Annotated in this window: 24 protein-coding genes; 18 read left to right on the top strand and 6 right to left on the bottom strand. The window is 37.4% G+C overall.

What is annotated here, in order from left to right:
• Positions 1–294: 294 nt before the first annotated feature.
• The 3 genes from sdaAA to EKM66_RS07050 all read left to right on the top strand — a co-directional run bounded on the left by sdaAA (position 295) and on the right by EKM66_RS07050 (position 2,358).
• Positions 295–1,170 (top strand): L-serine ammonia-lyase, iron-sulfur-dependent, subunit alpha, encoded by an 876-nt coding sequence (gene sdaAA, locus EKM66_RS07060; protein WP_125763031.1) that lies wholly within the window; start codon positions 295–297, stop codon positions 1,168–1,170.
• Positions 1,170–1,655: an AAA family ATPase gene (locus EKM66_RS07055; protein WP_125763029.1), complete on the top strand. Its 486-nt coding sequence runs from the start codon at positions 1,170–1,172 to the stop codon at positions 1,653–1,655. Before sdaAA ends, EKM66_RS07055 begins: the two co-directional genes overlap by 1 nt.
• A 145-nt stretch (positions 1,656–1,800) precedes the next feature.
• A complete protein-coding gene (locus EKM66_RS07050) occupies positions 1,801–2,358 on the top strand; it encodes a ClbS/DfsB family four-helix bundle protein (RefSeq protein WP_225426573.1) in 558 nt (185 codons plus the stop codon).
• Between the two features lie 327 nt (positions 2,359–2,685).
• Here EKM66_RS07050 and EKM66_RS07045 read toward each other — a convergent pair whose 3' ends face one another.
• Positions 2,686–2,991: a hypothetical protein gene (locus EKM66_RS07045; RefSeq protein ID WP_125763027.1), complete on the bottom strand. Its 306-nt coding sequence runs from the start codon at positions 2,989–2,991 to the stop codon at positions 2,686–2,688.
• A gap of 187 nt (positions 2,992–3,178) precedes the next feature.
• On the opposite strand from EKM66_RS07045, the gene EKM66_RS07040 reads away from it, so the two are divergent.
• From EKM66_RS07040 to EKM66_RS07025, 4 genes are all read left to right on the top strand, one after another.
• The gene (locus EKM66_RS07040) at positions 3,179–3,925 is read left to right on the top strand and encodes a MurR/RpiR family transcriptional regulator (protein WP_125763025.1); all 747 of its coding nucleotides are present in this window, start codon (positions 3,179–3,181) and stop codon (positions 3,923–3,925) included.
• Positions 3,926–4,063: 138 nt separating this feature from the next.
• Positions 4,064–5,443 carry a PTS sugar transporter subunit IIC gene (locus EKM66_RS07035; RefSeq protein WP_125763144.1) on the top strand — a complete coding sequence of 460 codons (1,380 nt, stop codon included), beginning with the start codon at positions 4,064–4,066 and terminating at the stop codon, positions 5,441–5,443.
• Positions 5,444–5,456: 13 nt separating this feature from the next.
• Positions 5,457–6,893: a 6-phospho-beta-glucosidase gene (locus EKM66_RS07030; protein WP_125763023.1), complete on the top strand. Its 1,437-nt coding sequence runs from the start codon at positions 5,457–5,459 to the stop codon at positions 6,891–6,893.
• A gap of 9 nt (positions 6,894–6,902) precedes the next feature.
• Entirely contained in the window at positions 6,903–7,805 is a 903-nt protein-coding gene (locus EKM66_RS07025; RefSeq protein WP_125763021.1) for an ROK family protein, read from the top strand.
• Between the two features lie 805 nt (positions 7,806–8,610).
• Here EKM66_RS07025 and EKM66_RS07020 read toward each other — a convergent pair.
• Positions 8,611–9,495: a LysR family transcriptional regulator gene (locus EKM66_RS07020; RefSeq protein WP_125763019.1), complete on the bottom strand. Its 885-nt coding sequence runs from the start codon at positions 9,493–9,495 to the stop codon at positions 8,611–8,613.
• Between the two features lie 125 nt (positions 9,496–9,620).
• Between EKM66_RS07020 and gap the strand changes: the two genes are divergently transcribed.
• Positions 9,621–10,649 carry a type I glyceraldehyde-3-phosphate dehydrogenase gene (gap, locus tag EKM66_RS07015; protein WP_125763017.1) on the top strand — a complete coding sequence of 343 codons (1,029 nt, stop codon included), beginning with the start codon at positions 9,621–9,623 and terminating at the stop codon, positions 10,647–10,649.
• Between the two features lie 17 nt (positions 10,650–10,666).
• Here the strand turns inward: gap and EKM66_RS07010 are convergent, their stop codons facing one another.
• Complete coding sequence (locus tag EKM66_RS07010) at positions 10,667–11,329, bottom strand: metal-dependent transcriptional regulator (RefSeq protein WP_125763015.1); 663 nt, start codon at positions 11,327–11,329, stop codon at positions 10,667–10,669.
• Between the two features lie 350 nt (positions 11,330–11,679).
• Here EKM66_RS07010 and EKM66_RS07005 point away from each other — a divergent pair, with 350 nt between their 5' ends.
• The 5 genes from EKM66_RS07005 (at position 11,680) to EKM66_RS06985 (ending at position 16,525) form a co-directional block, all read left to right on the top strand.
• Positions 11,680–12,120 (top strand): universal stress protein, encoded by a 441-nt coding sequence (locus EKM66_RS07005; protein ID WP_125763013.1) that lies wholly within the window; start codon positions 11,680–11,682, stop codon positions 12,118–12,120.
• 30 nt (positions 12,121–12,150) lie between these two features.
• A complete protein-coding gene (locus EKM66_RS07000; protein WP_164505078.1) occupies positions 12,151–13,719 on the top strand; it encodes an Nramp family divalent metal transporter in 1,569 nt (522 codons plus the stop codon).
• 200 nt (positions 13,720–13,919) lie between these two features.
• Positions 13,920–14,936 carry an ABC transporter ATP-binding protein gene (locus EKM66_RS06995; RefSeq protein WP_125763009.1) on the top strand — a complete coding sequence of 339 codons (1,017 nt, stop codon included), beginning with the start codon at positions 13,920–13,922 and terminating at the stop codon, positions 14,934–14,936.
• Positions 14,920–15,738, top strand: a complete 819-nt coding sequence (locus EKM66_RS06990) for an ABC transporter permease (protein WP_125763007.1) — start codon at positions 14,920–14,922, stop codon at positions 15,736–15,738. The genes EKM66_RS06995 and EKM66_RS06990 overlap by 17 nt, the downstream gene beginning before the upstream one ends.
• A gap of 1 nt (position 15,739) precedes the next feature.
• Entirely contained in the window at positions 15,740–16,525 is a 786-nt protein-coding gene (locus tag EKM66_RS06985) for an ABC transporter permease (protein WP_125763005.1), read from the top strand.
• 104 nt (positions 16,526–16,629) lie between these two features.
• Here EKM66_RS06985 and EKM66_RS06980 read toward each other — a convergent pair whose 3' ends face one another.
• Both EKM66_RS06980 and EKM66_RS12555 read right to left on the bottom strand, forming a co-directional pair.
• Positions 16,630–16,824: a hypothetical protein gene (locus EKM66_RS06980; RefSeq protein WP_125763003.1), complete on the bottom strand. Its 195-nt coding sequence runs from the start codon at positions 16,822–16,824 to the stop codon at positions 16,630–16,632.
• A gap of 75 nt (positions 16,825–16,899) precedes the next feature.
• Positions 16,900–17,052 carry a hypothetical protein gene (locus EKM66_RS12555; RefSeq protein ID WP_164505077.1) on the bottom strand — a complete coding sequence of 51 codons (153 nt, stop codon included), beginning with the start codon at positions 17,050–17,052 and terminating at the stop codon, positions 16,900–16,902.
• 299 nt (positions 17,053–17,351) lie between these two features.
• Here EKM66_RS12555 and EKM66_RS06975 point away from each other — a divergent pair, with 299 nt between their 5' ends.
• The 4 genes from EKM66_RS06975 (at position 17,352) to EKM66_RS06960 (ending at position 21,895) form a co-directional block, all read left to right on the top strand.
• A complete protein-coding gene (locus EKM66_RS06975) occupies positions 17,352–18,461 on the top strand; it encodes an SLC13 family permease (protein WP_125763001.1) in 1,110 nt (369 codons plus the stop codon).
• An 878-nt stretch (positions 18,462–19,339) separates the two neighbouring features.
• Positions 19,340–19,843 (top strand): VanZ family protein, encoded by a 504-nt coding sequence (locus EKM66_RS06970; protein WP_125762999.1) that lies wholly within the window; start codon positions 19,340–19,342, stop codon positions 19,841–19,843.
• Between the two features lie 101 nt (positions 19,844–19,944).
• On the top strand, positions 19,945–20,430 hold the full coding sequence (locus EKM66_RS06965) for a PH domain-containing protein (protein WP_125762997.1): 486 nt from the start codon (positions 19,945–19,947) through the stop codon (positions 20,428–20,430).
• Positions 20,420–21,895 carry a PH domain-containing protein gene (locus tag EKM66_RS06960; RefSeq protein WP_125762995.1) on the top strand — a complete coding sequence of 492 codons (1,476 nt, stop codon included), beginning with the start codon at positions 20,420–20,422 and terminating at the stop codon, positions 21,893–21,895. Before EKM66_RS06965 ends, EKM66_RS06960 begins: the two co-directional genes overlap by 11 nt.
• A 230-nt stretch (positions 21,896–22,125) precedes the next feature.
• Here the strand turns inward: EKM66_RS06960 and EKM66_RS06955 are convergent, their stop codons facing one another.
• Positions 22,126–23,070 (bottom strand): Dyp-type peroxidase, encoded by a 945-nt coding sequence (locus EKM66_RS06955; protein ID WP_125762993.1) that lies wholly within the window; start codon positions 23,068–23,070, stop codon positions 22,126–22,128.
• 412 nt (positions 23,071–23,482) lie between these two features.
• On the opposite strand from EKM66_RS06955, the gene EKM66_RS06950 reads away from it, so the two are divergent.
• The gene (locus tag EKM66_RS06950) at positions 23,483–24,484 is read left to right on the top strand and encodes a choloylglycine hydrolase family protein (protein WP_125762991.1); all 1,002 of its coding nucleotides are present in this window, start codon (positions 23,483–23,485) and stop codon (positions 24,482–24,484) included.
• Positions 24,485–25,119: the final 635 nt, after the last annotated feature.

Raw genomic sequence — 25,119 nt, 5'->3', positions numbered from 1 at the left:
AATTTTATTAGAAAAGTAATAGAATTCCAGCAGGAGGTTACAAAATATTTTATCAGCCGTGAGCGTGGCGTTGGAACGGTGGTTTTTCCGTTCTTACGCCACTGGACGAACTTGGAGATTTGCGTAGCAAAGCTTCAAGTCGAAGTTCGAGACCGCTCCTTAGGCTCGGACTGTTCCACACGGCAGATGAAATATTTTATAACCGGATGCGGCAAAACTTCTCCTTAAAAAATACGTAGTTCTTTAATTAAATAGAGAGTGGAACAAAGCGGTAACTCGTTTGGAGGACAAATTATGTTTTATACAGTAAGTGATTTAATTAAACAAAGCCAAGACTATTCTTCAGTTGCGGAACTCATGATCGTTACCGAAATGGAGAATACAGGTCGTACACGTGAAAAAATCAGATCTTTGATGGCTCGTAATTTGGAAGCTATGGAAGGGTCTGTTAAGCAAGGTATTGCTGGTGTTAAGTCGGTTACTGGCTTGACCGGTGGGGATGCCAAACGAATGGATGAATACATTGCCAAAGGTGACTTCTTAAGTGGACAACCGATCCTTGAAGCGGCCAGAAATGCTGTGGCTGTAAATGAAGTTAATGCCAAAATGGGTTTGATCTGTGCAACTCCAACTGCTGGTAGTGCCGGAGTTCTTGCTGGAGTTTTGATGGCAGTTCGTGATAGATTAGGGATGTCACGTGATGATCAAATCGACTTCTTGTTTACTGCTGGTGCTTTTGGATTAGCAATTGCTAACAATTCGTCAATTGCTGGTGCCGAGGGTGGTTGTCAGGCTGAAGTTGGTTCAGCTAGCGCCATGGCTGCTGCATCATTGGTTATTGCCAAAGGCGGCACTGCTGAACAAGCTGGATATGCCATTGCTATGACTTTACAGAACTTAATGGGATTGATCTGTGATCCAGTAGCCGGGTTGGTTGAGATTCCTTGTGTTAAGCGTAACGCAATGGGGTCATCACAGGCGATGATTTCAGCTGATATGGCATTGGCTGGAGTTAAGAATGTTATTCCTGTAGATGAAGTTGTTGAAACAATGCACCGTGTTGGTCAACAATTACCATCAATGTTCAAAGAGACAGCTGAAGGTGGACTTGCTGTTTCACCAACAGCTTTAAGATTAAAGAAAGAAATTTTTGGTGACGACAAAAAATAATGAAAAATCTAATCTTGTTACGGGGAAATTCCGGTTCAGGTAAAACAACAACGGCAGAACATTTGAAAGATGAACTTCCCGAGAATGTTTTGTACATCAATCAAGACAATGTGCGGATGCAAATGATAAGTAAGACTACCTCAAAGGATACTTATTCTATTTCATTGATGAACTCAATGGTTCATTGGGGATTTGAAAATGTTGACTACATTATAGTAGAAGGCATTTTGAAAAAATCTGTCTATCAAGATTTGTTGAAATCTTGGAAGCATATTATGGATGAAAAAATGTTGACGTATTATATTGATGTTTCTTTCGATGAAACATATCGTCGTAATCTTACTAAAAAACGTCATTTTGATGAAGCTACCATGCGTAGTTGGTGGCAAGAAAAGGATGAGCTTGGATTTGAGAATACTGTTTTCCATGATGAGGATGACCCTGCTAGAATCGAGATTATTTTAAAAGACTTGAAGTTGTTTTGAAGTTAAAGGCAACTTCTTTTTTTTGCGATTTTTGAAGAATAATAAGCACAAAATTATTTTAATTATTAGAATAAAATTAATTATTAAGCCTTTTACAACAGTTGTGACAAGAAAGCGTCTATAATAGATATTGGAGAGGTCCCGTGTGGAATCTTTAAAATCAATGAAAGGTAGCGAATGTATGCAGGTATATAAGAATTCAGCAGAATTAATAGACCAAATTAGAAAGAGTTATCACCAATTCATTGATCAATATGAAGGTATTACGGATGACGTTGCAGATGAGAGAATCGAGCAAGTCGAAAAGACACCGCGTGAGATGCTTTCGTATCAAGTTGGTTGGATCAATATGATCTTGTCATGGGAAAAGACCGAAGAGGGCGGCCAAGATATCACGACACCAACCCCAGGCTACAAGTGGGATCAGATTAGACAGTTGTACGATGATTTCAATGTCAAATATGGTTCACAAGGCTTGGACAATGAGAAAGAAGAACTAGGCAGAGTAGTTGAAGAATTAGTTGATTGGATCGAACACATGTCACATGATGAACTATTCAAACCCGGCGAAAGACAATGGGCCACGACTAAGGCTATGTGGCCTGTAGCTAAATGGATTCGCATTAATGCGATTTCACCCTTCACAAATTATAGCCGTCAGGTTAAAAAGTGGAAGAACTTTAATTTGCGCCAACGCGCTTAGAGCGTGTCGAGAGACGGGAATATCCGAGTATTACCTAGGTTAAGATTGTGCCAACGAAGTTGGTGCGATTGGTGACCGTAGTAAGCAGAAGATATTGTCTCTCGTAAACGCGTTTCTTATCCGTAGCAGGCGCAGGAAGTTGCTTTGTGCAACTCGTTTACGTAAAACTTTAACCACACAAAAATTCCCCAGTAGAATATACTGAGGAATTTTTGTTTTAACCGAATTTAACTGATTCCAAACAAAATAGGAAGACATTTTCTTTATTCTGTAGAAATTGTCTTCCTATATATTATCTTAAATAAAATCAGAAATAGAACACGAAACCTAACCCAAATTCTCAATTTCAAAATCATAGCGAGTCTGCATACCTAAAAGGTACCGAGACTTCTCGACATCTTTAATGAGATATTTTTGACCTTGTGGTGTGCCGATTTCGGCACCCTTTTTATAAGCTTCACCATCAAGAATCTTGGATTTAGTATTTTCGTAGAACCAGGCATAAGTGTAGAATCCATCTTTGCCATCTGGACGCATTGAGATCGATGTGTTTTTACTGCCTAGTAGCCATAGTGGAACAACAAGTACCACTAGACCTATAGCGTTGATAAGTATTGAGAATAATAATTGCATAATATCACCCTTTATTATTGATACTTCTATTATCGCTTATTTTTGCAGTAATGTAAACGCTTAATTATATAAAAGTATATACTTTTAATTAAAACCAAAATTTTAACTTAGCATTGATCTAAATGTAATGAAAGCCCTATCCAATAACTGCTAAAATAGTATTGTAAAAAGTAGAGGTGAATTGGATATGGCTTTTTTTGGATTTAAAGATTTAGATAAATTATCAGAAGTTGACTTGGCAATCTATCGTTTCATTGTCGAGCATTCTGAGCAGGTGCCATTTATGAGAGTTCGGGAAGTTGCACAAGGTGCACACGTTTCTAATTCATCTGTTATGAGGTTTATTAGGAAAATAGGATATGATAGTTTCCCAGAGTTCAAGGTATCATTTCGAAGTGAGAATAATGAATTAACTGATTCTCAAGGTGAGGGCATTCAAATTATTGACCGGGATGCATTCCCTGCTGATATTGATAAGGTTATTAAGATGTCAGTTAATCTGATGCTGGATGCAGATAATGTGATATTTCTAGGGATTGGTGCCTCTGGAGCAATTGCGGAATATGCTTCTAGGCAGGCGTCGTCATTGGGGTTCAATAGTTTTGCGGTCAAGGACCCGTTCTATCCGTTGTTACCACAGGTACGTAACTCAGCTAACAATATTCTGATCGTCTTCTCAGTATCTGGTAAAACAACTGAGTTGGTTGAATTGTTGAACGACTTCACCAATGATCCTGATACAGAGATCATTAGTATTACTGGTGATATCGAAAGTACGATTGCGCGCATGAGTCGATATGCTTTGACATATCATGTTCCGGAAGAGAGAATCCATCGTTATTATGACCTGACCACACAGATTCCAGCAATGTACATAGTTGAGACGCTTCTAAGGGAATTGCGTCATCAAGAGGTATCTCGTCGTCTAATTTGAGGTACAGGGTGTACCATTTGTGAAACATGAATCATAACCCCGGTATGAACAAGCAGAACGCCTCCAAAGTCTTCACAATATGGAAGCGCTTTTATATACTGTTCTTGTAAGTTATTTGAAGGGGGAACATCAATTATGATGAACAGTTTTAATGCGTTCATGGAAAAACACATTGTACCGTTCGCTGCTAAGTTAAATGAACAAAGACACGTTGCAGCGGTTCGTGATGCTTTCATGTACACATTTCCAATAACCATGGCCGCATCCTTGGTTATTCTTATCAACAACCTAGTATTTTCAAAGGACGGATTTATCGCCCAGATCCTATTTTTACCGAAATTTTTCCCACATCTTGATAGTGCACAAAAGTTACTAACATCAGTAACTAACGGTACTATGAATATTCTTTCGATATTCGTTGCCTATCTTGTAGCCAGAAACTTGGCTAAGTATTTCAAAGCCGACGATATGTTAACAGGTATGACAGGTATCGCCGCATTCATGATTCTTTATACACCCGCAATCGTTAAAGATGGTGTTAGCTACTTGCCAACAACATACTTAGGTGCTCAAGGATTATTCGTTGCCATGATCTGTGGTGGCTTAGTTGGTGAATTCTTACCAAGATTATCAAAAATCAAGAAATTGCAGATTCACATGCCAGATATGGTTCCACCTGCAGTTGCTCGTTCATTCAACAACTTGATTCCAATCGTTATTGTTATCATGCTATTTTCAATGTTGAACTTCTTTATTCAAATGATCTCACCACAAGGTATCAATGATGTTATCTACAAATCAATCCAAACACCATTGACACATATCGGTACAAACATCTTCGGTGTTATCATCATTGCTATCGTTCAAAACCTATTATGGCTAGTTGGTATTCATGGTCCTAATACTTTGAACGCCTTGAGATCAATCATCTTTACTGAGGCTGATCTTGCTAACCAAAACTATATTAACGTTCATGGTACTGCATGGGGTGTTCCAAACCGTGAAACATGGGGCGTTCTAAATGACGTCTTCGCTAACATGGGTGGTAGTGGTATGACACTTGGTCTTATTATCGCTATCTTCATTATATCTAAGAGAAAAGATTATCGTGAAATTGCTAAATTAGCTCTTGTTCCAGGACTATTCAATATTAACGAACCATTAATGTTTGGTTTGCCAATCGTCTTGAACCCTATCTTGGCTGTTCCATTCGTATTGACACCAGTTATCAACATTCTTGTTGGTTACTTAGTAACTGTTGTTTGGAATATTATTCCAACACCGGCGTTTGGACTGACGTGGACGACTCCAGGACCTTTGATGCCATTCTTAGGTACTGGTGGTAATTTGCTGGGATTAGTAATTGGATTCTTATGTTTAGGAATTTCTGTATTAACATACTTCCCATTCGTTGTGGCCGCTAACCACATGGTTGAATTAGATCCAGATGATGAAAAGAAAGATAAGAAAAAGAAGAAGGAAGTAAAAGCTGACGACACTGAAGTCGCTGAAGCTTAAAGAGGTTTTTTGTATGACACTGAGAGGTAAAGAATTTCCCGAGGACTTCTTATGGGGCGGAGCTGTAGCTGCCCACCAGCTTGAAGGTGGATATGACGAAGGTGGCAAAGGATTAAGCGCCGCCGATGTTACAACACTGGGTGGTAATGGAGTTCCAAGAAAGATAACTGACGGAATCGATCCTAATGAATATTATCCAAATCATCGAGCAATCGACTTTTATCACCGTTATCCTGAAGATGTTAAATTATTCGCAGAAATGGGCTTCAAATGTTTCAGAACATCCATTGCTTGGACACGTATCTTCCCAAATGGAGATGAAACAGAGCCTAATGAAGCTGGATTAGAGTTTTATGACAAATTATTCGATGAGTGCTTGAAGTATAATATTGAACCGATCGTAACTTTGTCTCACTTTGAAATGCCGCTTCACTTGATCAAAGAATACGGTGGCTGGCGTGATCGTCGTGTGATCGGATTCTTCATGAACTTTGCTCAGGTATGTTTTGAACGTTACCAAGACAAAGTTAAGTATTGGATGACTTTCAATGAAATAAATAACCAAACTAATTTTGAAACAGACGGTTCTATCTTCAATAATTCAGGTATTGTTCCAAAACCTGGTGAGAACCGTGAAAACTTAATGTATCAAGCAGCTCACTATGAACTAGTAGCTAGTGCACAAGCCGTTAAACTTGGACATGAGATCAATCCTAAGCTAATGATCGGTAGCATGATTGCTATGACACCAATCTATCCACTTACTTCTAAGCCAGAGGATGTGTTATTTGCACAACGTGCTATGCAGACGAGATTCTGGTTCTCAGATGTGCACGCTAATGGCTTCTATCCTAAATGGCTGTTGAACCATTTTAAGAAGCACAACTTTGATATGGATATAACTGCACAAGATCTTAAGGATCTTCGTGAAGGTACTGTTGATTATATTGGATTCAGCTATTATATGTCCTTTGCAGTCAAAGATACTGGTAAACTAGAATATAATGAGGAACATGATCTTGTAGAGAATCCTTATGTTAAAGCTAGTGATTGGGGCTGGCAAGTTGACCCAGTAGGTCTCAGATATTCATTGAACTGGTTCAATGACAGATATCACTTACCATTATTCATCGTTGAGAATGGACTTGGCGCAGTCGACAAATTGACGGATGATAAAAAAGTACACGATGACTATCGTATCGAGTATTTGACGAATCACATTCGTGAAATGAAGAAGGCTGTACTTGAAGATGGCGTTGATTTGATTGGATATACTCCTTGGGGATGTATCGATCTTATCGCCGCAAGTACCGGTCAGATGTCGAAACGTTACGGGTTCATCTATGTTGATGAAAATGATGATGGTAGTGGAAGTCTTGATCGTTACCGTAAAGATTCATTCTATTGGTTCCAAAACGTTATTAAAACTAACGGATCAGAAATAGAATAGGGTGAGGACATGAAAAAATATATTGGACTTGATATCGGTGGAACTTCTATTAAATATGGAATCGTTGATGGAGAAGGTAATGTCTCGCATAAAGACAGCTTCAAAACCACTGGTACAAAAGATGAACTTATAACTAAGATTTTGAATGCATTCTTCCAATTACACCAAGACTTTGGACCGTTTGATGGTATCGGAGTAAGTATGCCTGGAGTGGTTCAGAGTGATGGCTTCTTGACCATTGCTGGTGCGGTTAAACCATTCTATGGAATTAATCTTCAAAGTATTTTGGAAGAAAAGACAGAATTACCAGTTAAAATAGAAAATGACGCTAATGCTGCAGCAATTGCTGAAAAGTGGCTTGGAGCCGCTCAAGGTGTACATGATTACTTGAGTTTGGTACTTGGAACAGGTGTCGGTGGCGGAATCATTATCAATGATCAGATCTATCGTGGAGCGCATGCCCGCTCAGGTGAATTTGGCTGGATGATTGTTGAAGATGATGACGTTGATACTGAAATGGGATCACTGAACTTCCGTGGTGCTACAGTTATCGGATTGATTCGCCGTTACAACCAATTCAGTGATGACAAAGTCGATGATGCCCGTGTTATTTTCAAACGTGCTGATGAAGGTGAAGTATTAGCTCAAAATGTCTTCAAGAGCTACTATCACAGTTTGGCAAAAGGAATTATCAACTTGATGGTTTCGTTTGATCCAGAAGTAGTAATTATTGGTGGCGGAATCAGTGCCAACGAAGAGTTTATGAATAGATTGAATGATGAAATAAAAGCAGTTCAAAAAACTCATAATAGTATCGTTGATTTGGACTTGCCAAAAGTCGTTCCTGCTGAGTTGAAGAATGATGCTGGAATGGTTGGGGCAGTTTATCAGTTGGTTCAAAGTATAAGGTAGAGAGCGTCAAGTAACGGGAGCGTTTGAGCATTACCTAGACTAAGAAGCGTAACACGAAGTGTTACGTTTTTTAGTCGTAGTAAGCACAGAACACTGTTACTTGTAAGCTCGTTTTGGTAGAGAGCGAAAGAAGCCGGTAGATTCTGAGCACTGCCTAGGATAATGAAGGTACCGCGTAGCGGTGCATTCGTTATTCGTAGCAGGCACAGGAATCTGGCTTCTGTAGCTCGTTTCGTCTCCAGAACTAAAAATAATCTCCTGCTATGCAGACCGACCCGAGCCTGAGGTACGGTCTCGGATCTCGATTTTAAGACTTACAAGGTTCGTAAGTCTTAAAACTCGTCTGGTGCTGTAATGGCTAAAGCCATAACACCACTCTCATAGCGGGAGATTATTTTTAGTTCTTCCGACTATTTTGCATTAGTGTAATATTAAGCTTGGAGTAACTTAAGAATTTATATATTTAGTTAGTTTTTGAATAGTAATTATACATAGAAAAAGAGTTGTACCTTACTTGCTTTAATAGCATCAAGTAAGATACAACTCTTTTTTACACGATAAATAAAACTTTTATATAATTGTTTTTACCAACAAAAAAATTAATTGGTCGTAAGGATTGAGAATATTTGCTTGCTATGAAAGTGATGTTAGAGCTATGCTCTTACATCACCGGGCGTGTTTGTAGATTTGTTGATTTTAACAAGTCTACAAACCGAGAATTGAGACCGCACTTTTGGCTCAATTAGGTCCGCATAGCAGGCAAGTATTCTCAATCCTGGAGACAATCGTAAAAAATCCTATCGAATCAAATAAGTACTTCCTTTTTAGTATCACCCACAGAAGAAAACTCACGTAATAACTTTAAGAATTCTTCAAATGAACGATTAACGAAATGATCTTTGCGATAAATAAAATCCAATTGAATGGTTGAAAACTTCTCTGGCAATTCTGTCATGTAAAGTAAATGGCGGTCAACGAAAGGTTGAGCAATCTTCTTCGGCACAACACTTATTCCCAATCCAGCACAGACACTAGCCATTATGGCATCTAGATAGTTGAATTCTATGGGATGGTGTAGTGGGATATCTTGTGAGTGCAACCATGCTTCAGTTGTCTCACGATAAATACAGCCAACTGTGAAGACTAGAAAAGAGGCTGTCTTCAAGTCTGGAGTTCCAGGGTTGGCGGATACTAAGCAGAGTTCTTCTGTTGTTAAAGGAATCGAAATAAAACCAGATCTATCAATGTTCTCACCGATAACGGTGCCGTCTAATTCATAATCAAGAACTTTGCGGATGTTATCCATTGGATTACCAGTTTGGATTGCCAAACGTACTTTGGGGAAATTCCGATAATAATTCGTAAGAATTGGTGGTAAAAATGTTGCAGATGCCGATTGCAGAGTACCGATTTTTAGATTTCCTTCAACATTTTTGGGATGCTTGAGCTGATTGATCGTGTCATCAGTCAAACTGACGATATTGATAGCTCGATCATAGAATTTCTTTCCAGCATCAGTAAGAATAACTCCACGATTAGTACGATAAAAAATAGTTGTTTTCAATTCTTCTTCTAATTGATGTACACGTGCTGAAATATTTGATTGAGCATAGCCTAGTTGTTGTGCAGCACCGGAAATACTACCAGTTTGTACAATGGCAATGATCATTTTTAAAGTGTCTGTATTCATAACTATTCTCCTTGGTATCACTTTTTCAGATATCTACATTCTCATTCTCGTAGTTTATTATATATCTAATTGAACATATACTGTGCTTGTAAGTTAAGAGAAGGAAAATCTTAGGAGGAAATATTATGACAACAAAAATTGGTATTAACGGATTCGGACGTATTGGTCGTCTAGCATTTAGAAGAATTGCTACATTACATGATCAAGGCAAGACAGATCTTGAGGTTGTTGCAATCAATGATTTGACATCACCACATATGCTGGCACACTTGTTGAAATATGATACTGCTCATGGCAACTTTAAGATTGATTCAATCACCAATGAAGATAATGCAATCGTTGTTGATGGTAAGAGAATTCCTGTTTACGCAGAAAAGAATGCTCAAGATTTGAAATGGGTCAAAAGTGACGGTGTAGATATTGTACTTGAGTGTACAGGCTTCTATACATCAACTAAAAAGGCACAAGCTCATCTTGATGCCGGTGCTAAGAGAGTTATGATCTCAGCTCCATCAGGCCAAATGCCTACGATCGTATATGGTGTTAACGAAGATACATTAACAAACGATGTACGTATTGCATCAGTTGGCTCATGTACAACGAACTGTATTGCACTATTGGCCAATGCGGTTAATAAAGAGTTCGGTATCAATGCTGGTTCTATGACAACAGTTCACGCATATACTGCTACTCAAATGCTACAGGATGGTCCAGAACGTAATGGTAATGTCCGTGCTGCCCGTGCTGCTGCCCAAAATATTATTCCTCATTCAACTGGAGCTGCCAAGGCACTTGGATTAGTTATTCCAGAACTACAAGGTAAGTTAGATGGACATGCTCAACGTGTCCCTGTGATCTCTGGATCAGTAACTGAATTAGTAACAACGCTTGATTCTGAAGTAACAGTCGATGAAGTTAACGCTGCTGTGAAGAAATATACTGATAATAGTGAATCATTTGGATACAATGACGATGAGATCGTTTCATCAGATATTATTGGAACAAGTTACGGTTCAGTCTTCGATCCAACACAGACACAAATCGTTGGATCAGGAGCTGGTCAAGTTGTTAAGACCGTTGCCTGGTATGACAATGAATCAGGATTTACAGCACAAATGATTCGTTCACTTGAGAAATTCGCAACACTAGACTAATGAAACGCAAAACAAACTCAGTCAATAACGACTGGGTTTGTTTTTTTTACTCTAATAGAATCAGCCAATGATTTTGGCAATAGTTGTTTAGTATTGGTTCTCTTATTTAGAATGATCAACGTGTCATCTACGAAATCAAGGACACTTATCTGGTCATGGATTCTGATATCGATAGTTTCTAGCATACCGATAATTGTGGAATCCTCAGTAAAGCTCTCAATGGTCAATACATCCTGGAAATCGAAATTGTCAGTTAATAGATAATAATGATCCGTTGATTCGCCATTGTTGTTAGGGATGACATTACCGTGTGGACAATGTTGAGGTCGATCTAGATATGAATTTAGTTTATCAATGAAGTTAGTATCCACTTGATTGGTCAATTTACCAGCTTCTTCATACGCGAAGTCCAAAGAACTCCCGAGTTCATTAACAAGCCATACCTCCAAGAGCCGTTGTTGCTGGATGTATGGCTTTATTTTGTTTATACCATCTGATGTCAATTTGGTACCGTAGTATCGCTTATAGGTCAAATATGAAGTCGTGTCAGACAGATGCCTAGTTCGTTCAGTTACAGAAGCGTTGCTAAGGTTAGATTTCTTAGCAATATCACCATTGCTTACATTGTGAGTATCGCCGCCGAGTTCGTAGATCAGTTTCAAAAAGTTCAAGTCGTTCATAATAATCACCAGAATTCACTTTGATACTTTAATAGTATTTTTATCAACACGTTGTGTCAATGATAAATTAGGCATGTCTAAGACTTTATTTTGAATAGTTTAAATAATCTTCTATATTATGAACCGAGAAAAGTAGACGAAGTGTCCACAAATGCCTTTAATAAAGAAATTCAAAAATATTTCAAGGGCTTTCATTTTGAAGATAGATATTGTTAAATCAATATAGTTAACGATTTCATTTTTTGTTATTAATTAAAACAATTGTACTTTTTTATTAGATGTACCTAACAAAACTCTTTACAGTTTGATAATTTGATATAGAATTAGGGTCGTGGAAAGGAGTGATAAAGGTGTCAAAATCAAAAAATACGTTTGATAGAGTTTTAGTAGGTGTTGATGATTCAGATGATGCACAATTAGCATTTCGTTATGCAATGAGAAGATGTATCAATGATGATTCAACTTTGATCATTACTTCAATTTTGGAAAATGATGAGATGAACGTTTTTCAAGTTCTAACTAAGGATTATGTCCACGGTGAACGAGCTGAACTTGAAGAACACATAAGAGAATATCGTTCTGTAGCATTGGAAGCGGGGGTAAAGCATGTTGAAATGTTTATTGCTGAAGGTGATCCAGGTGAGACGATTGTTAAAGAAGTTATTCCAGAAACAAAGGCAGATCTACTTGTCATCGGATCCTTATCAAAGAAGGGTATTAGAAAGCATTTTGGTTCGCAAGCTGCTTATATGACCAAATATGCACCGATTTCAGTTATGACTGTACGTTAAAAATAGGGATTCATGTTAAAGGAGAATGTTATGGCAGAAAATAAGCATAAACTGATCCAATACGCCAACGGTCCTTCACTAGAAGAAATCAATGGGACGGTTGAAGTACCAAAGAACAAAGGATTTTTAAAGACATTATTAGCTTATTCAGGACCAGGCGCATTAGTTGCGGTTGGTTACATGGATCCAGGTAATTGGTCAACATCAATTACCGGTGGTCAGAATTTTCAGTATATGCTAATGTCAATTATTCTAATTTCTAGTTTAATTGCCATGTTATTACAATATATGGCTGCTAAACTAGGGATTGTAAGCAGTATGGACTTGGCGCAAGCCATTAGAGCCAGAACGAGTAAGGCATTAGGAATTGTATTATGGATCTTGACAGAGTTTGCAATTATGGCAACTGATATCGCTGAAGTTATCGGTGCCGCCATTGCATTGTACCTGTTGTTTCACATACCGTTGATTATTGCGGTATTCATTACCGTATTAGATGTTTTGGTATTGTTATTATTAACAAAAATTGGTTTCAGAAAAATTGAAGCAATTGTTGTTTGTTTGATTTTAGTTATCTTATTTGTCTTCGTATATCAAGTTGCATTGTCAAAGCCTGATTGGGGAGCAGTTATCGTTGGATTAGTTCCAAGTGCCAAGACACTTTCAACAAGCGATAGAGTCGCTGGTATGACACCACTTAGTGGTTCATTAGGTATCATTGGTGCGACCGTTATGCCTCACAACTTGTACTTGCATTCAGCTATTTCACAAACACGTAAAGTTGATCACAATGATGAAGATTCAGTTGCTCAAAACGTTAAGTTTTCAGCTTGGGATTCAAATATTCAATTAACAGCTGCCTTCTTTGTTAACGCATTGCTATTGATCATGGGTGTTGCTGTATTTAAGAATGGTGCCGTAAAAGACCCATCATTCTTCGGTTTGTTTGAAGCTTTATCAGATACATCAACTCTAAGTAATGGTATTTTGATCGGCGTTGCTAAGTCAGGTATTCTTTCAACATTATTTGCTGTCGCACTATTGGCATCAGGTCAGAATTCAACCATTACTGGTACATTGACTGGACAGGTAATCATGGAAGGATTCGTTCACATGAAGATGCCTCTATGGTTGAGAAGATTAGTAACACGTTTGATTTCAGTTATTCCTGTATTGATCTGTGTTATGTTGACAAGCGGTAAGAGTGCTGTCGATGAACATACGGCGCTGAATAACTTAATGAATAATTCTCAGGTATTCTTAGCCTTTGCCTTACCATTCTCAATGTTGCCATTGTTGATGATGACAGATAGTGAAATGGAAATGGGTAAGAGATTCAAGAATAGCTGGTGGGTCAAGGGACTAGGCTGGTTATCAGTCATTGGCTTGACCATTCTTAACTTGATCAGTTTGCCAGATCAGATTTTGGCATTCTTCGGAGATAATCCTGGTGCCAGTGAAGTTGATGCATCTCGTGTTATCGCCTACATCTTAATTGCCGCTGTATTGGCATTGCTTGTATGGACAGTGATCGATCTTCACAAGGGTAATAAGCGATTAAGAGAAAGTTTGGCTGCTGACAAAGTAGCAGAAGAATAATAAGTATCTATTCTTAAGATTGATCTGTGATTCGTCTATAAAAATATTTTATTAATTGTAAAAAAAGGAGCCATATTCTACTTGAGATTGTTATATCAAGTAGGGTATGGCTCCTTTTTGACGCTTGACTATAAGCGGTAGACGGGTAGTATTGAAACGTATGTAACCGTTTACTAAAAAGATGGAGGGGGGGACGGATCATGGCAATGATCGAAGTTTCGCATCTACAAAAGAATTTTAAAAAAACTACTAAAGCTCCCGGATTAATTGGAGCATTTCAATCATTAATTCACCCGCAATACCAAACTTTTGAAGCTGTTAAAGATTTGAGCTTTGAAGTACCGCAAGGTGAAATCTTGGGATTTATTGGGGCTAATGGTGCTGGTAAGTCAACAACGATTAAGATGCTGACGGGGATTCTGGCACCAACAAGTGGATTTTGTCGAATCAACGGCAAAATTCCCCAAGAGGATCGTAAGAATTACGTCAAGGATATCGGAGTGGTCTTTGGCCAGAGAACACAATTATGGTGGGATTTGCCGCTTCAAGAAACATACTCTGTTTTAAAAGAAATCTATGATGTTCCGGAAAAGGAATTTCATAAGAGAATGGATTTCCTTAATGAAATTTTGGACCTGAATGAGTTCATTACGAGTCCAGTTCGTACGCTGTCTTTGGGACAAAGAATGAGAGCTGACATTGCGGCTTCATTGTTGCACAATCCCAAAGTATTGTTCTTGGATGAACCAACAATTGGATTAGATGTTTCGGTTAAAGACAATATTCGTAAGGCAATTGCACAAATCAATCATGAAGAAAAAACCACTATCGTTCTTACAACTCATGATTTGGATGACATCGAATTACTTTGTAATCGAATTTTTATGATCGATCGAGGATCGGAAGTGTTTGATGGTACGATCAAAGAATTGAAAGGGCAATTTGGTCGGATAAGAGAAGTGGAATTCGAGCTAGTTGATTCTAATGACGGAGCAAAACTCGATTATTCAACTTTGCCGGTACCTGTTGAGATAAGACAAACAGGGAATACGGTAGTTGCTAAGTTCGACGATAGTTTGGTATCTGTTCCTAATATTTTGAAGTTAACTCTGGCGCAGGTTGAGGTTAAAGATATTAGTGTTAAAGATGCCGACATTGAGGAAATAGTTCGTCAAATTTTCCGAAAAGAGGCACAAGAACATGAGCAGCTATCTTAGAAGATACCGCCCCTTTATTGTCGCTGGGATCGAAGAAGCAACCGTTTATCGTTCCAACTTCATAATTTACTTGCTTGGTAATACCTTAGGTGCGTTTGTAACTTATTTTTTGTGGAAAGCCGTATTTACTTCAAGTGCCAATTCTAGTTTGAATGGTTTCACGTTTCCTGAAATGGTGCTGTATATATTCTTAAGCTTTTTTACGGGAGTTCTGACTAGTAGCGATAGTTCCACTAGTGTCGGGGATGAGGTTAAGGATGGTTCAATTGCCATGCGAATATTGAAGCCGATTAATTTTGCCGCTAATTATTTTTACGAAGAAATTGGCAATAAGATTATTAATCTTGGATTATTGATGTTGCCGTTCTTCGGAGGAATTGTTGCTTATCAGATCTTGGGACAGAATGCACCGGCAGTAAATTGGATTAACATTTTGTTATATTTCATTAGTGCTATTATTGCGTATTTGATTAACTTTTATTTCAATCTTTGTTTCAGTTTTACTGCTTTTTTCTTTCGCAATCTTTGGGGCTCGAACCTTTTAAAAAACGCTCTGGTTGTTTTTATGTCAGGAACTCTAGTACCTTTAGCGTTTTTCCCTGCAGTTTTACAAAATATTTTTAAGTTCTTACCTTTTTCATCGTTACTTTATACACCAGTTATGATGTACCTGGGAAAGTATTCACCAAAAATGATTGTCTCAATGCTATTCTTACAAATATTCTGGCTTGTTTTCTTTATTGTTCTTTCTAAGATAATTTGGTACTTCGCAATCAAGCATTTGAGTATTCAGGGAGGTTAATATGAAACGTGTTTTCCGTTTAGAGAAGATTTTTATTGCGCAATATTTGAAACAAACAATGGAATATAAAGCTGACTTTTTTGTTGGAGTTTTTGGTGTTTTGTTAAATCAGGGTCTGAATTTAGTTTTTTTGAAGATTATTTTTAGTCAGATTCCCAAACTGGATGGTTGGAGTTTGCAGCAGATTATATTCATCTATGGATTTGCACTGATTCCCAAAGGATTAGATCATCTTTTCTTTGATAATCTATGGGCGGTAGGACAACGACTGGTTCGAAAAGGGGAATTTGATAAATATCTAACGCGACCAGTTAATCCGCTCTTTCATGTTTTAGTAGAAACTTTTCAAGTTGATGCCTTTGGCGAGTTATTAGTCGGTGTTATTTTATTGGTCATGACGACAGGAACTGTACATTGGACTTGGGTCAAGCTGTTACTCTTTATTCTATCGATCCCGTTTGTGACTTCAATTTACACATCATTGAAGATTGGAACTTCAGCAATGGCTTTTTGGATGAAGAAGAGTGGTGCGATTTCTTATTTATTTTATATGTTCAACGATTTTGCAAGGTATCCCGTTTCAATTTTTAATAACGTTGTACGTTGGATAATTTCTTTTATAATTCCATTCGCTTTCACGGCTTTTTATCCTGCAAGCTATTTTTTGACTGATAAGAATATTGTTTTCAATTTGGGTGGTTTAGTTGTTATTTCAATTGTACTTTTATTCATATCTATCTCGATTTGGAATAAAGGCATCTCTGCATATGAGAGCGCCGGTTCGTAGTAAGTATGTTCTTCACTGAAACCAAACAGGGGATGTAATCCAAAATCGGATTACATCCCCTGTTTATTTTGATGCTCAAAAATTGAACATGCTTTATTGCACTCTTATTTGTTAATTTTTTCAGCTTTAGGCTCAATACGGTAGTTGTCTTTGACAAACCACAAAGCCGCGGCGACTAATAAAATTCCTGATACTACTAGGAAAATTCTTCCAAGATGAAATGTTGGATTAATTGTCATTTCGATAACTGTTAGGATCATCGATACTAATAGTAGGATTGATGTTTTCTTTAAGATCATTAGACGTCGTCCCCCTTTAACTTTTAAAGTAAAAGAATTATAGCAGAAAACATTTGAGAAGGGGAAGAAAAAGATTTACTTAGGCATAGCTAAGAATACACCATAAAAGATGACGGCAATACCTACTGATAATAGTGAGTAATAGATTAATTCTTTCTTTGCTTTGAATGAAATTGCTGAGATAGCTATTCCGATTATAAAAACTAGGATCGTTAAGAATATGTTCATTGTTGTGTCATCTCCCTGATGAGGTTGTGGGGCTTTTTAAACGCGTTACTGAAGCCAGATTTCTGCGCTTACTACGAATAACAATTACAGCACTTTGTGCTGCAATTATTATCCTAGGTAATGCTCAAAATCTAACCGGCTTCAGTAACGCTCTGTTATTTTAATTATATCTAAGTTAAAATATATAAGGACTTTTATTTTTCTATTTCAAAAAGTTTTAGAAATTACAATTTAAATTACAAAACTGGAACAATTATCTTTATACTATATAAGGTATTTCTTTTTTAGGGGAAGCGTAAATGGCTGTATTAAAAAGAGTTTTTTCAGATAAGGTCTTGTGGATTGCTGGGGCAGCAGCAATCCTCACGTCTATCTTTATAAGTCCGCCGCAATTAATGGATATTAATTGGAAAACACTTGCGTCAATTCTTTCGATGATGATCATCATTCAGATTTACGATTATCTCGATTTTTTAAAGTATTACGCGGCATATCTAACACATAAAGCAAAAACTACCCGGCAGATGATGCTCATACTGGCAAGTATATCGTTTTTCGGAGCTATGTTCTTAACTAATGATGTTACGATTTTAACGTTGGTACCTTTATATTACCAACTTTCTAAACATTTAAAAGTGAATCCGATATTTCCTGTCATAGTAATTGCTATGGCAGCCAATTTGGGTAGTATCTTTACTCCTTTCGGTAATACACATAATTTGTTCCTATTGACACATTATAACCTAGGAATTGGTCAATTTTTCATGATGTCGGCACCAATTACAATTGTTAACTTTTTGGCGATTTTCTTGGTAACAAGATTCTTTGCCAAAGACAAAGTTGAGTTGAGTGAATTACCAACAGTTGAATTGAACATTCCTAGTTTAACTTTGACAGCCTTCGTTACTGTAATTATTTTCTTAGGAATATTCAAAGTTATCCCAATGTGGGGTTCATTGATTGCCGCATTATTGTTGGTCATCTTTATCAATCCACATATTTTGGAATCAGTTGATTATTCGATAGTCTTGATCTTTATGTGCTTCTTCATAGCTGTTGGTAATCTTAATCGTGATCCAGCAATTGTTGATCACTTGCATAATTTTATTCAGACGAAAGGTAGCACATATTTAACTTCTATTATTACCAGTCAATTTATTAGTAATGTTCCATCAACAATTCTGATTTCTAAGTTTACTACATATGTTCATGCGGTATTCCTAGGTACCAATATTGGTGGATTAGGTACAGTCGTTGCCTCATTAGCTAACCTGTTGGCATTCAAACAATACAGATTCTTCTTCAAAGAACATCCTGGTAAGTATCTAATGTGGTTCAGTATTATTAACTTTTCAATGTTGATAATAATTGGAATTATTGGGTATTTCTTGATTGATTTGGGGTTATAGGACTAAAGAGTGGAACAATCCGGTAGATTATGAGCACTGTGCAATATCAGAGCGTGTCGAAAGACGGGAACAGCTGAGCATTACCTAGATTAGTGATTTTACTACGAAGTAGTGAAGTCACTAATCGTAGTAAGCGCAGGCTGTTGTCTTTCGTAAACGCGTTTCGGAAATAGACTTCAACATAATCAACATAACTTCACATATCTGTGGGGTTATTTTTTTTACGATCATCACAAAAAAATCATAGATTCTTAAGTTTTCCCAAACAAGTTGATTGTAATATTTAACTATTATCTAAGTAGAAAGTTAGTTAGAAGTTATAAGCTGAATATTTACCATTTGAGCTTTGATGGTGGTAATACAATGAATAAGGCTGTAGGTTTTAACTACTTCCGGTCACGAGATATTTCATCTGCCATGGGGACCGCTTCAAGCCAAGGTCTTGAAGCTCGACTTTAAGCTTTGCTTCACAAATCTTAAAGTTCGTCCCATTACGTAAGAACGGAAATTCACCGTTCCAACGTAATACTCATGGCTGATAAAATATCTCGCGACCTCCAGCTAATTTGGTTCCTAATTTTCAATTAGTTCATATTCTTGCTTAGATATATGAATTCATTATGGAATTAGTATAGTAGCCGGAGGCTGGAAGAACTGATCCAGCAGTGGTAGTGCAGTTGAACGGTGGGTTAGCCGTTCTTGTAGCACAGGACGACTTTTGAAATCTGCGGGTTATGCAGGGTTCAAAATCGAGAACTTCAGACGAAGGCTGAAGTCGGTCCCACAGCAGGTTCAGTTCTTCCAACCGCAGGCGGCAACAAAAAATCAAAACAAACAAAACTAAAACTTAAAAGAAAATCAAGAAAGGAGTGATGTCCATGCGTTGGATACCGTTATTGGTTATATGGTTTCTATCTTTATCAAGTGGGACATACATTCACAATAGTATTGAAGATTTCAACAGTAGAATAATTGCAATGGTCAGCTTATTTTATATGACATTTTTAGGAACCATTTTATTCACTCCACTAGCATTTGATGGGTTGAATATTTATATTATGCCAGCAGGTATTGGCAGAGTTAACTTATATCACATTTTTGTGGATATAGGATTTGTAGAGAATATCATCTTAACCATGCCTTTAGGATTTCTGATCAAAAGATTTTATTCTCGGACATCATTACTAGCAATGATTCCTATTGGCTTGATGACTGGTGCGACGATTGAGACGATGCAATACTATTTATCACATGTGTTCTGGATCAATCGGACTAGTGACATCAGTGATGTTGTTTCTAACGGAATTGGGATTGTTATTGGTGCATCAATTGCACTGGCTTATCATTATATTTACGACAAGAAATACCAAATAATTACCTAGAATTTGATACATAATTATCTTTTTGGTTTAGGTATTTTTTCCCAATTGGAGTGCATGTATTTCTCTGATATACTCAAGGAAAATATCAATTGGGGGAATATATGGACAAAGTCGAGAAACTACCTAGTAGTATTAAGACGATTTGGAGGATTCATGCTGTTCTTGAGTACGTTATTTTTGCTTTAATAATGGGTGGCGTGAGCTTCTTTAGGTTGGTAATTCCGAATGCGGCAACGGGTTATTTCAACATTATTTTTTACACTATTAATGTAATTGGATTCATTGCTTTGATCGGAAGCTTTTTCTTCGTGAACTATTTATGGACTTTTTGGACTTATTATATTGATGAACGACAAGTTGAATTGCACAAAGGATATTTTTTCCGGAAACAGGTTATTATACCGATTGCTCGAGTACAAAACGTCACTCTTAAACAGGGACCAATTTTGCGTTCCAAGGATCTTCAAAAAATTGTTATAGTAACTGCTTCGGGTATGAGTGAGATTGATGGAATCATGTCAGAACAAGCTGACCAGTTGAAGGAAACTATCATGGAACTGGCGCAGGAGGCCAAGAATGACATCTAAGCCTAGACGTCTGCATCCTGCTGCAATTCTATTTTTCTTTAACAAAGATATTAAGAACTTATTCATTCCAGTGGCTATTTTTGCATTCGCTGTTTTTCAGCAGGCAAAAACATGGACGATTATTGGACTGATTGCATTCTTTATATTAGTAGTCGCTGGTGATGTAGTTAGATATATGACTTTTAGTTATCAATTTTTTGATAAAGAGATTTTGGTCCACAAAGGTATTTTCATTAAAAAGGTTAACCATATTCCGTACGATAGGATTCAAAATGTTACAACCAATCAATGGTTCTTTTTGAAGCCATTCAAGTTAGAAGAATTGGAAATTGAGACAGCAGGGCATTCCGAGGGTCCAGAAGTGAGCTTGGTAGCTGTTCCTGTGGAACTGAAGGACGAACTAAATAGTTATAGACACAGATTCAGTTCTGAAGTTACACAAAATGTTTCACGGGAAACTTTTTCTGAGGGAAGTAAGACAAAACAATCTCTTGAAGCTACTAATGTTCTTTCATATTCGATAACTTGGAGAGAATTGATCAAATTTGCTTTAACTTCTCCAGCATTTTTATCAGGATTGTTAGTTGTTTTGGCAATTTATGGGAAAGTCCAGAATGGAATTAGTAACCAGATGTACAAGGTGGCTGCCAATGAGTTTGCCCAATTTGGGTGGGTACTTCTAGTGGTCGTGATGATAGTGATAGTTCTTCTGTTCTATGTATTATCTGTGTTTGCCCTGATTGCCAAATATTATCATTTTCATTTGACCAAGGAGAATGGTCAGTTTGAAATGCGGTACGGATTCTTCAAAACTAAAAGAACTAATATTTCTGAGAGCAGAATACAGGCCGTTGTGGTTAAACAAACTTTGTTGAGAAGTTTCTTACATATTTCTTCGGTGAAATTAGTTATTATTTCTAATTCGAATAAGGAAGAAACCGAGAAAGATATTATTGTGATGCCAGTGATTGAAACGGCGAAGCTGAATGATTTCTTTAAGAAGTTTTTTCCACACATTCCTGTGGAAGAATTAAAACAATCTCAGTCTGTGTCGGGGACTTTCTATTATGATTTACGTAATGCAGCAATTTTTAGTTTGGTAATTGATTTGGTGGTTGGAATGCTTTTTTATAGGATCTCATGGTTGTTAGTATTGTTATTGATTGCAGTATCGGCAGTGATTTTACTAATGCCGGCATATCTGAATGCTAGACGAGCTCGATTGTCCATTATGAATGGTCAATATTTGTTTTTGCAGAATAATCAGGTGACCTCTAAGAATTCGTATTTTGTTCCTAAAAATAGTATTCAATTGGTAGAACGTAGACAAAGTATTTGGTTGAGTAAGAAGAAGTTTGCTCATATTCGTTTGAGCTGTCGTTCAGGTATTGCTGAGAGAATTTTACAGGTTAAATATTTACCGGAACAACAGGTTGATGGTGTTGTTGAGTGGTATAAAAAATGAAAGTGTGACAAACATGGTCAGCTTTCTAGAATTAAAACAAACAAGACTAGTAATCCGATTTTGGATTGCTAGTCTTGTTTTTAAGTGGAAAAGGCTATGTCACAGGTCTATTTGTAAAACGCGCTTATGAAGAACAACTCTCTCCGCTTATCTAGAATAAGAAATGCGTCACTACGTGCCACTTTTCTTATTCTAAATAATGCTCAAGAGTTCCCGTTCTTCAACACGCTCTAATATTCTCCCTCTGCAATCATTTCCAATGTATCTTTTGAAGGTATAAAGAATAAGTTACCGGTAATTGGTGTACTGAAATCTAGCAGTCGGTCACTTTTTGTGAACATGTTTGTCAGCATGCGGTTTGTAATTGAGAAGTCTTTGGAATATCCGATGAAGTATGTTCCTTTGATATCTTTTGCGGGTTCTGAATATGGAACGTTCATACGAACAATTTTGTGCTCAACTCCGCCGGCTTCGTCTTTTGATGCTACGTTGTGAGCATTTTTTAGTTTTTCATCGTCGGCTAATTCTCGGTCATTGAATTTGTGGCGTCCGATAGATTTTTCTTGGTCTTCAGTTTTTAGTGAATCCCATGCTTCCATATTATGCGTATATTTTTGAGCGAAAGCGTATGATCCGTTAACGAATTCTGGATCCTCGTCGTCATCGATCAGGGTGTAATCCATTGATTCAATTCCGGCAGGGTTCTCAGTTCCATCAATGAATCCAATAATGGCACGGCCTTCAAAATAACGGAATCCGTGGGTCTCATCTTCAACGGTTGTTACAGGACGAAGAATTCCCATGAATTGATCCATTAGTTCATAACAAACCGCCATTTTACTAGCTCTGACATGGATGAAAATATCTCCGGGTGTTGATACGGCAGTGTATTTTGGTCCTTTGATTTCTTTGAATGGTGTAAGTTGTTTTGGCTTTGGTGCAGCTGGGAACAAGTAGTCCCAAGCATCTGAACCGAATCCCCAGGCAATGTGTGCTTGAGCCTCAGGTGCTCGAACTCTCATACTATTTATGATGGAATTCGACATGTCTGCGAATTCAGCGATTGCATCCTTCGTGGCAGTGTGGTCATCATGCTTGAGCATTAAAGTAGCAAAGATAACACTTTCTCCAGCATCTTTATAAACATCTTGGGCACGTTTAATATCAACGGTCATATTATTACCTCCGAGTTTTTAATCAATCATTCGCAATAAATATATCATATTCGGAGGCTTATTAATGAAATTATGGTTTGTGAAATTAGAAGTTGAAATTCGTCGCCTGCCACGGCAGAAGCATTCAAGCAAAAGATGACATTCCGGATATGTCGGGCTTTAGATGTGACTAATTAAGAACTTACTGATAAGCTTCTTAGTGACGTTGCACAAGCCACGTCATTTAGGTATACGGCTTGGTAGTTGTATACTATTGATGTAATTTATTGATGTTGTTTGCGGAAAAAGCATTATCTGATTCATAAGTATTTTAATAAAATTTAATTTTCGTAAAATAAATTTGTTGATTTTGTTAACAAATTGCATAATAATTAGCCATAATATAGTAAAAATCCGAAAGGAAGCAATGAGTATGTGTACAAGTATTAGTTATGAGGCTTTAGATGGATCAAAATTTTTGGCAAGAACAATGGATTTTGCCTTCGAATTAAATGGTCAACCAACATTTTTACCTAGAGATTACGATTGGATCTCATCATTTGACAATAAGACTTACCAAACAAGTTATGCGATTATGGGAACTGGTGCCAAGTATGGCAATAACTATATGGTAGCTGATGGTTTCAATGAATATGGATTATCTGCCGCAGAGTTGTATTTCCCACATGAATATGTTTATGATGCCACACCAACTGACGGTGCGATGAATCTTGTATCTGAGGAGTTCATTCTTTGGGCCCTTGGAAATAACAAGACAATTGATGAATTACGTGAGAATATCAAGAATGTTCATATCATTGAATCTGATAAGGGTGTAATGGGTGTAAATCAACCATTACACTGGATCTTCAGTGATTTAACAGGTGCTACATATATCATCGAACCAGAAGGTGATGGCCTGGTTCTTGAAGAAGATAAGATTGGTGTAATGACTAATACTCCTGACTTCGATTGGCACAGAACTAACTTAGCTAATTACTTGGGTGCTTCAGTTAACAACTTCAATTCGGCTCAATTCGGTGATGAAGAAATCACAAAATTAGGTCAAAACGGTACATTCAGATTACCTGGTGGATATACTGCCGTTGATAGATTTGTTAGAACAGCTTTCAATCGCACACATATTGAAAAGCCAGAAAACGCAGACGAAGCAGTAACAACCATCCTACATATTTTGGATAGTGTTGTTGTTCCTAAGGGTGTAAATATTGGTGATCGTGGTCCAAGTTATACACAATATCAAGCCATTCTTGATATGAGTAATAAGACTATGTATTACATTCCATATTCAAACCAAACTGTTTTCTCTGTATCTATGACAGATGATTTGATTGAGAATCAAAAAGAACCAAAAGAATTTGATATTCCAATGAAACAAACTTTTGCTTCATTAGATGAACAAGAAGTTAAATAAATTAGTTTAGTCGATAAATTCTATTTAGAATTTATCGGCTTTTTTTGTTTTTGTTTTCGCTTCCGATTACGAAATATTTAATCTGCTGTGGGGACCGATTCCAGCCAAAGGGCGGTCTGGAATCTCGACTTATAGCTTTGCTTTGCAAATCTCTAAGCTCGTCCCATTCCGTAATGAACGGTCAGTTCACCGTTCAAACGGAATTTTCACAGGTGCGCCCGGCATGGGCGCTAACTTGGTGGTGGAAGTCCACCGTGAGCCGTAGTAGTCGGAATCACTAGCTGAGGACAAGGGTGTCTGTTGCGAAGCAGAATCTGAAGGAAGTCTAAAGCAAAATACTGAGCTGATGTACAAGAAGTGGCTATAAGGCTGTATCTATTGGATAAGGATGCCTGGCAATCCAAAGTCCAATACTACTCGAAAATAGATACAGTAGAGCCAACAGCTACATGGTATGAAAGTTAGCGTTCTTACCCGGGGAGGTCTGTTCCATATGTTTGGCAAGGAAACGGAATGTATCCTACAAACAAACTAGGCAGTGATGTCTAGCTGAATGGTACAGAAGTCAGCCGAGGTCATAGTAGTCGCTTGCGACGAAGGACCGAACATTAATAACTCTTGTCGATATTGGAGGT

Origin of the sequence: Companilactobacillus hulinensis (assembly GCF_003946555.1) — a bacterium.
GTDB lineage: Bacteria > Bacillota > Bacilli > Lactobacillales > Lactobacillaceae > Companilactobacillus > Companilactobacillus hulinensis.
The sequence above is the reverse complement of the archived record's forward strand: the minus strand, read 5'-3'. Positions and strand labels throughout refer to the sequence as shown.

Coding starts and splice junctions, on each gene's coding strand:
- sdaAA (WP_125763031.1), top strand. CDS start 295: ATGTTTTATACAGTAAGTGATTTAATTAAACAAAGCCAAGACTATTCT.
- EKM66_RS07055 (WP_125763029.1), top strand. CDS start 1,170: ATGAAAAATCTAATCTTGTTACGGGGAAATTCCGGTTCAGGTAAAACA.
- EKM66_RS07045 (WP_125763027.1), bottom strand. CDS start 2,991: ATGCAATTATTATTCTCAATACTTATCAACGCTATAGGTCTAGTGGTA.
- EKM66_RS07040 (WP_125763025.1), top strand. CDS start 3,179: ATGGCTTTTTTTGGATTTAAAGATTTAGATAAATTATCAGAAGTTGAC.
- EKM66_RS07035 (WP_125763144.1), top strand. CDS start 4,064: ATGAACAGTTTTAATGCGTTCATGGAAAAACACATTGTACCGTTCGCT.
- EKM66_RS07030 (WP_125763023.1), top strand. CDS start 5,457: ATGACACTGAGAGGTAAAGAATTTCCCGAGGACTTCTTATGGGGCGGA.
- EKM66_RS07025 (WP_125763021.1), top strand. CDS start 6,903: ATGAAAAAATATATTGGACTTGATATCGGTGGAACTTCTATTAAATAT.
- EKM66_RS07020 (WP_125763019.1), bottom strand. CDS start 9,495: ATGAATACAGACACTTTAAAAATGATCATTGCCATTGTACAAACTGGT.
- gap (WP_125763017.1), top strand. CDS start 9,621: ATGACAACAAAAATTGGTATTAACGGATTCGGACGTATTGGTCGTCTA.
- EKM66_RS07010 (WP_125763015.1), bottom strand. CDS start 11,329: ATGAACGACTTGAACTTTTTGAAACTGATCTACGAACTCGGCGGCGAT.
- EKM66_RS07000 (WP_164505078.1), top strand. CDS start 12,151: ATGGCAGAAAATAAGCATAAACTGATCCAATACGCCAACGGTCCTTCA.
- EKM66_RS06995 (WP_125763009.1), top strand. CDS start 13,920: ATGGCAATGATCGAAGTTTCGCATCTACAAAAGAATTTTAAAAAAACT.
- EKM66_RS06990 (WP_125763007.1), top strand. CDS start 14,920: ATGAGCAGCTATCTTAGAAGATACCGCCCCTTTATTGTCGCTGGGATC.
- EKM66_RS06985 (WP_125763005.1), top strand. CDS start 15,740: ATGAAACGTGTTTTCCGTTTAGAGAAGATTTTTATTGCGCAATATTTG.
- EKM66_RS06980 (WP_125763003.1), bottom strand. CDS start 16,824: ATGATCTTAAAGAAAACATCAATCCTACTATTAGTATCGATGATCCTA.
- EKM66_RS12555 (WP_164505077.1), bottom strand. CDS start 17,052: ATGAACATATTCTTAACGATCCTAGTTTTTATAATCGGAATAGCTATC.
- EKM66_RS06975 (WP_125763001.1), top strand. CDS start 17,352: ATGGCTGTATTAAAAAGAGTTTTTTCAGATAAGGTCTTGTGGATTGCT.
- EKM66_RS06970 (WP_125762999.1), top strand. CDS start 19,340: ATGCGTTGGATACCGTTATTGGTTATATGGTTTCTATCTTTATCAAGT.
- EKM66_RS06965 (WP_125762997.1), top strand. CDS start 19,945: ATGGACAAAGTCGAGAAACTACCTAGTAGTATTAAGACGATTTGGAGG.
- EKM66_RS06960 (WP_125762995.1), top strand. CDS start 20,420: ATGACATCTAAGCCTAGACGTCTGCATCCTGCTGCAATTCTATTTTTC.
- EKM66_RS06955 (WP_125762993.1), bottom strand. CDS start 23,070: ATGACCGTTGATATTAAACGTGCCCAAGATGTTTATAAAGATGCTGGA.
- EKM66_RS06950 (WP_125762991.1), top strand. CDS start 23,483: ATGTGTACAAGTATTAGTTATGAGGCTTTAGATGGATCAAAATTTTTG.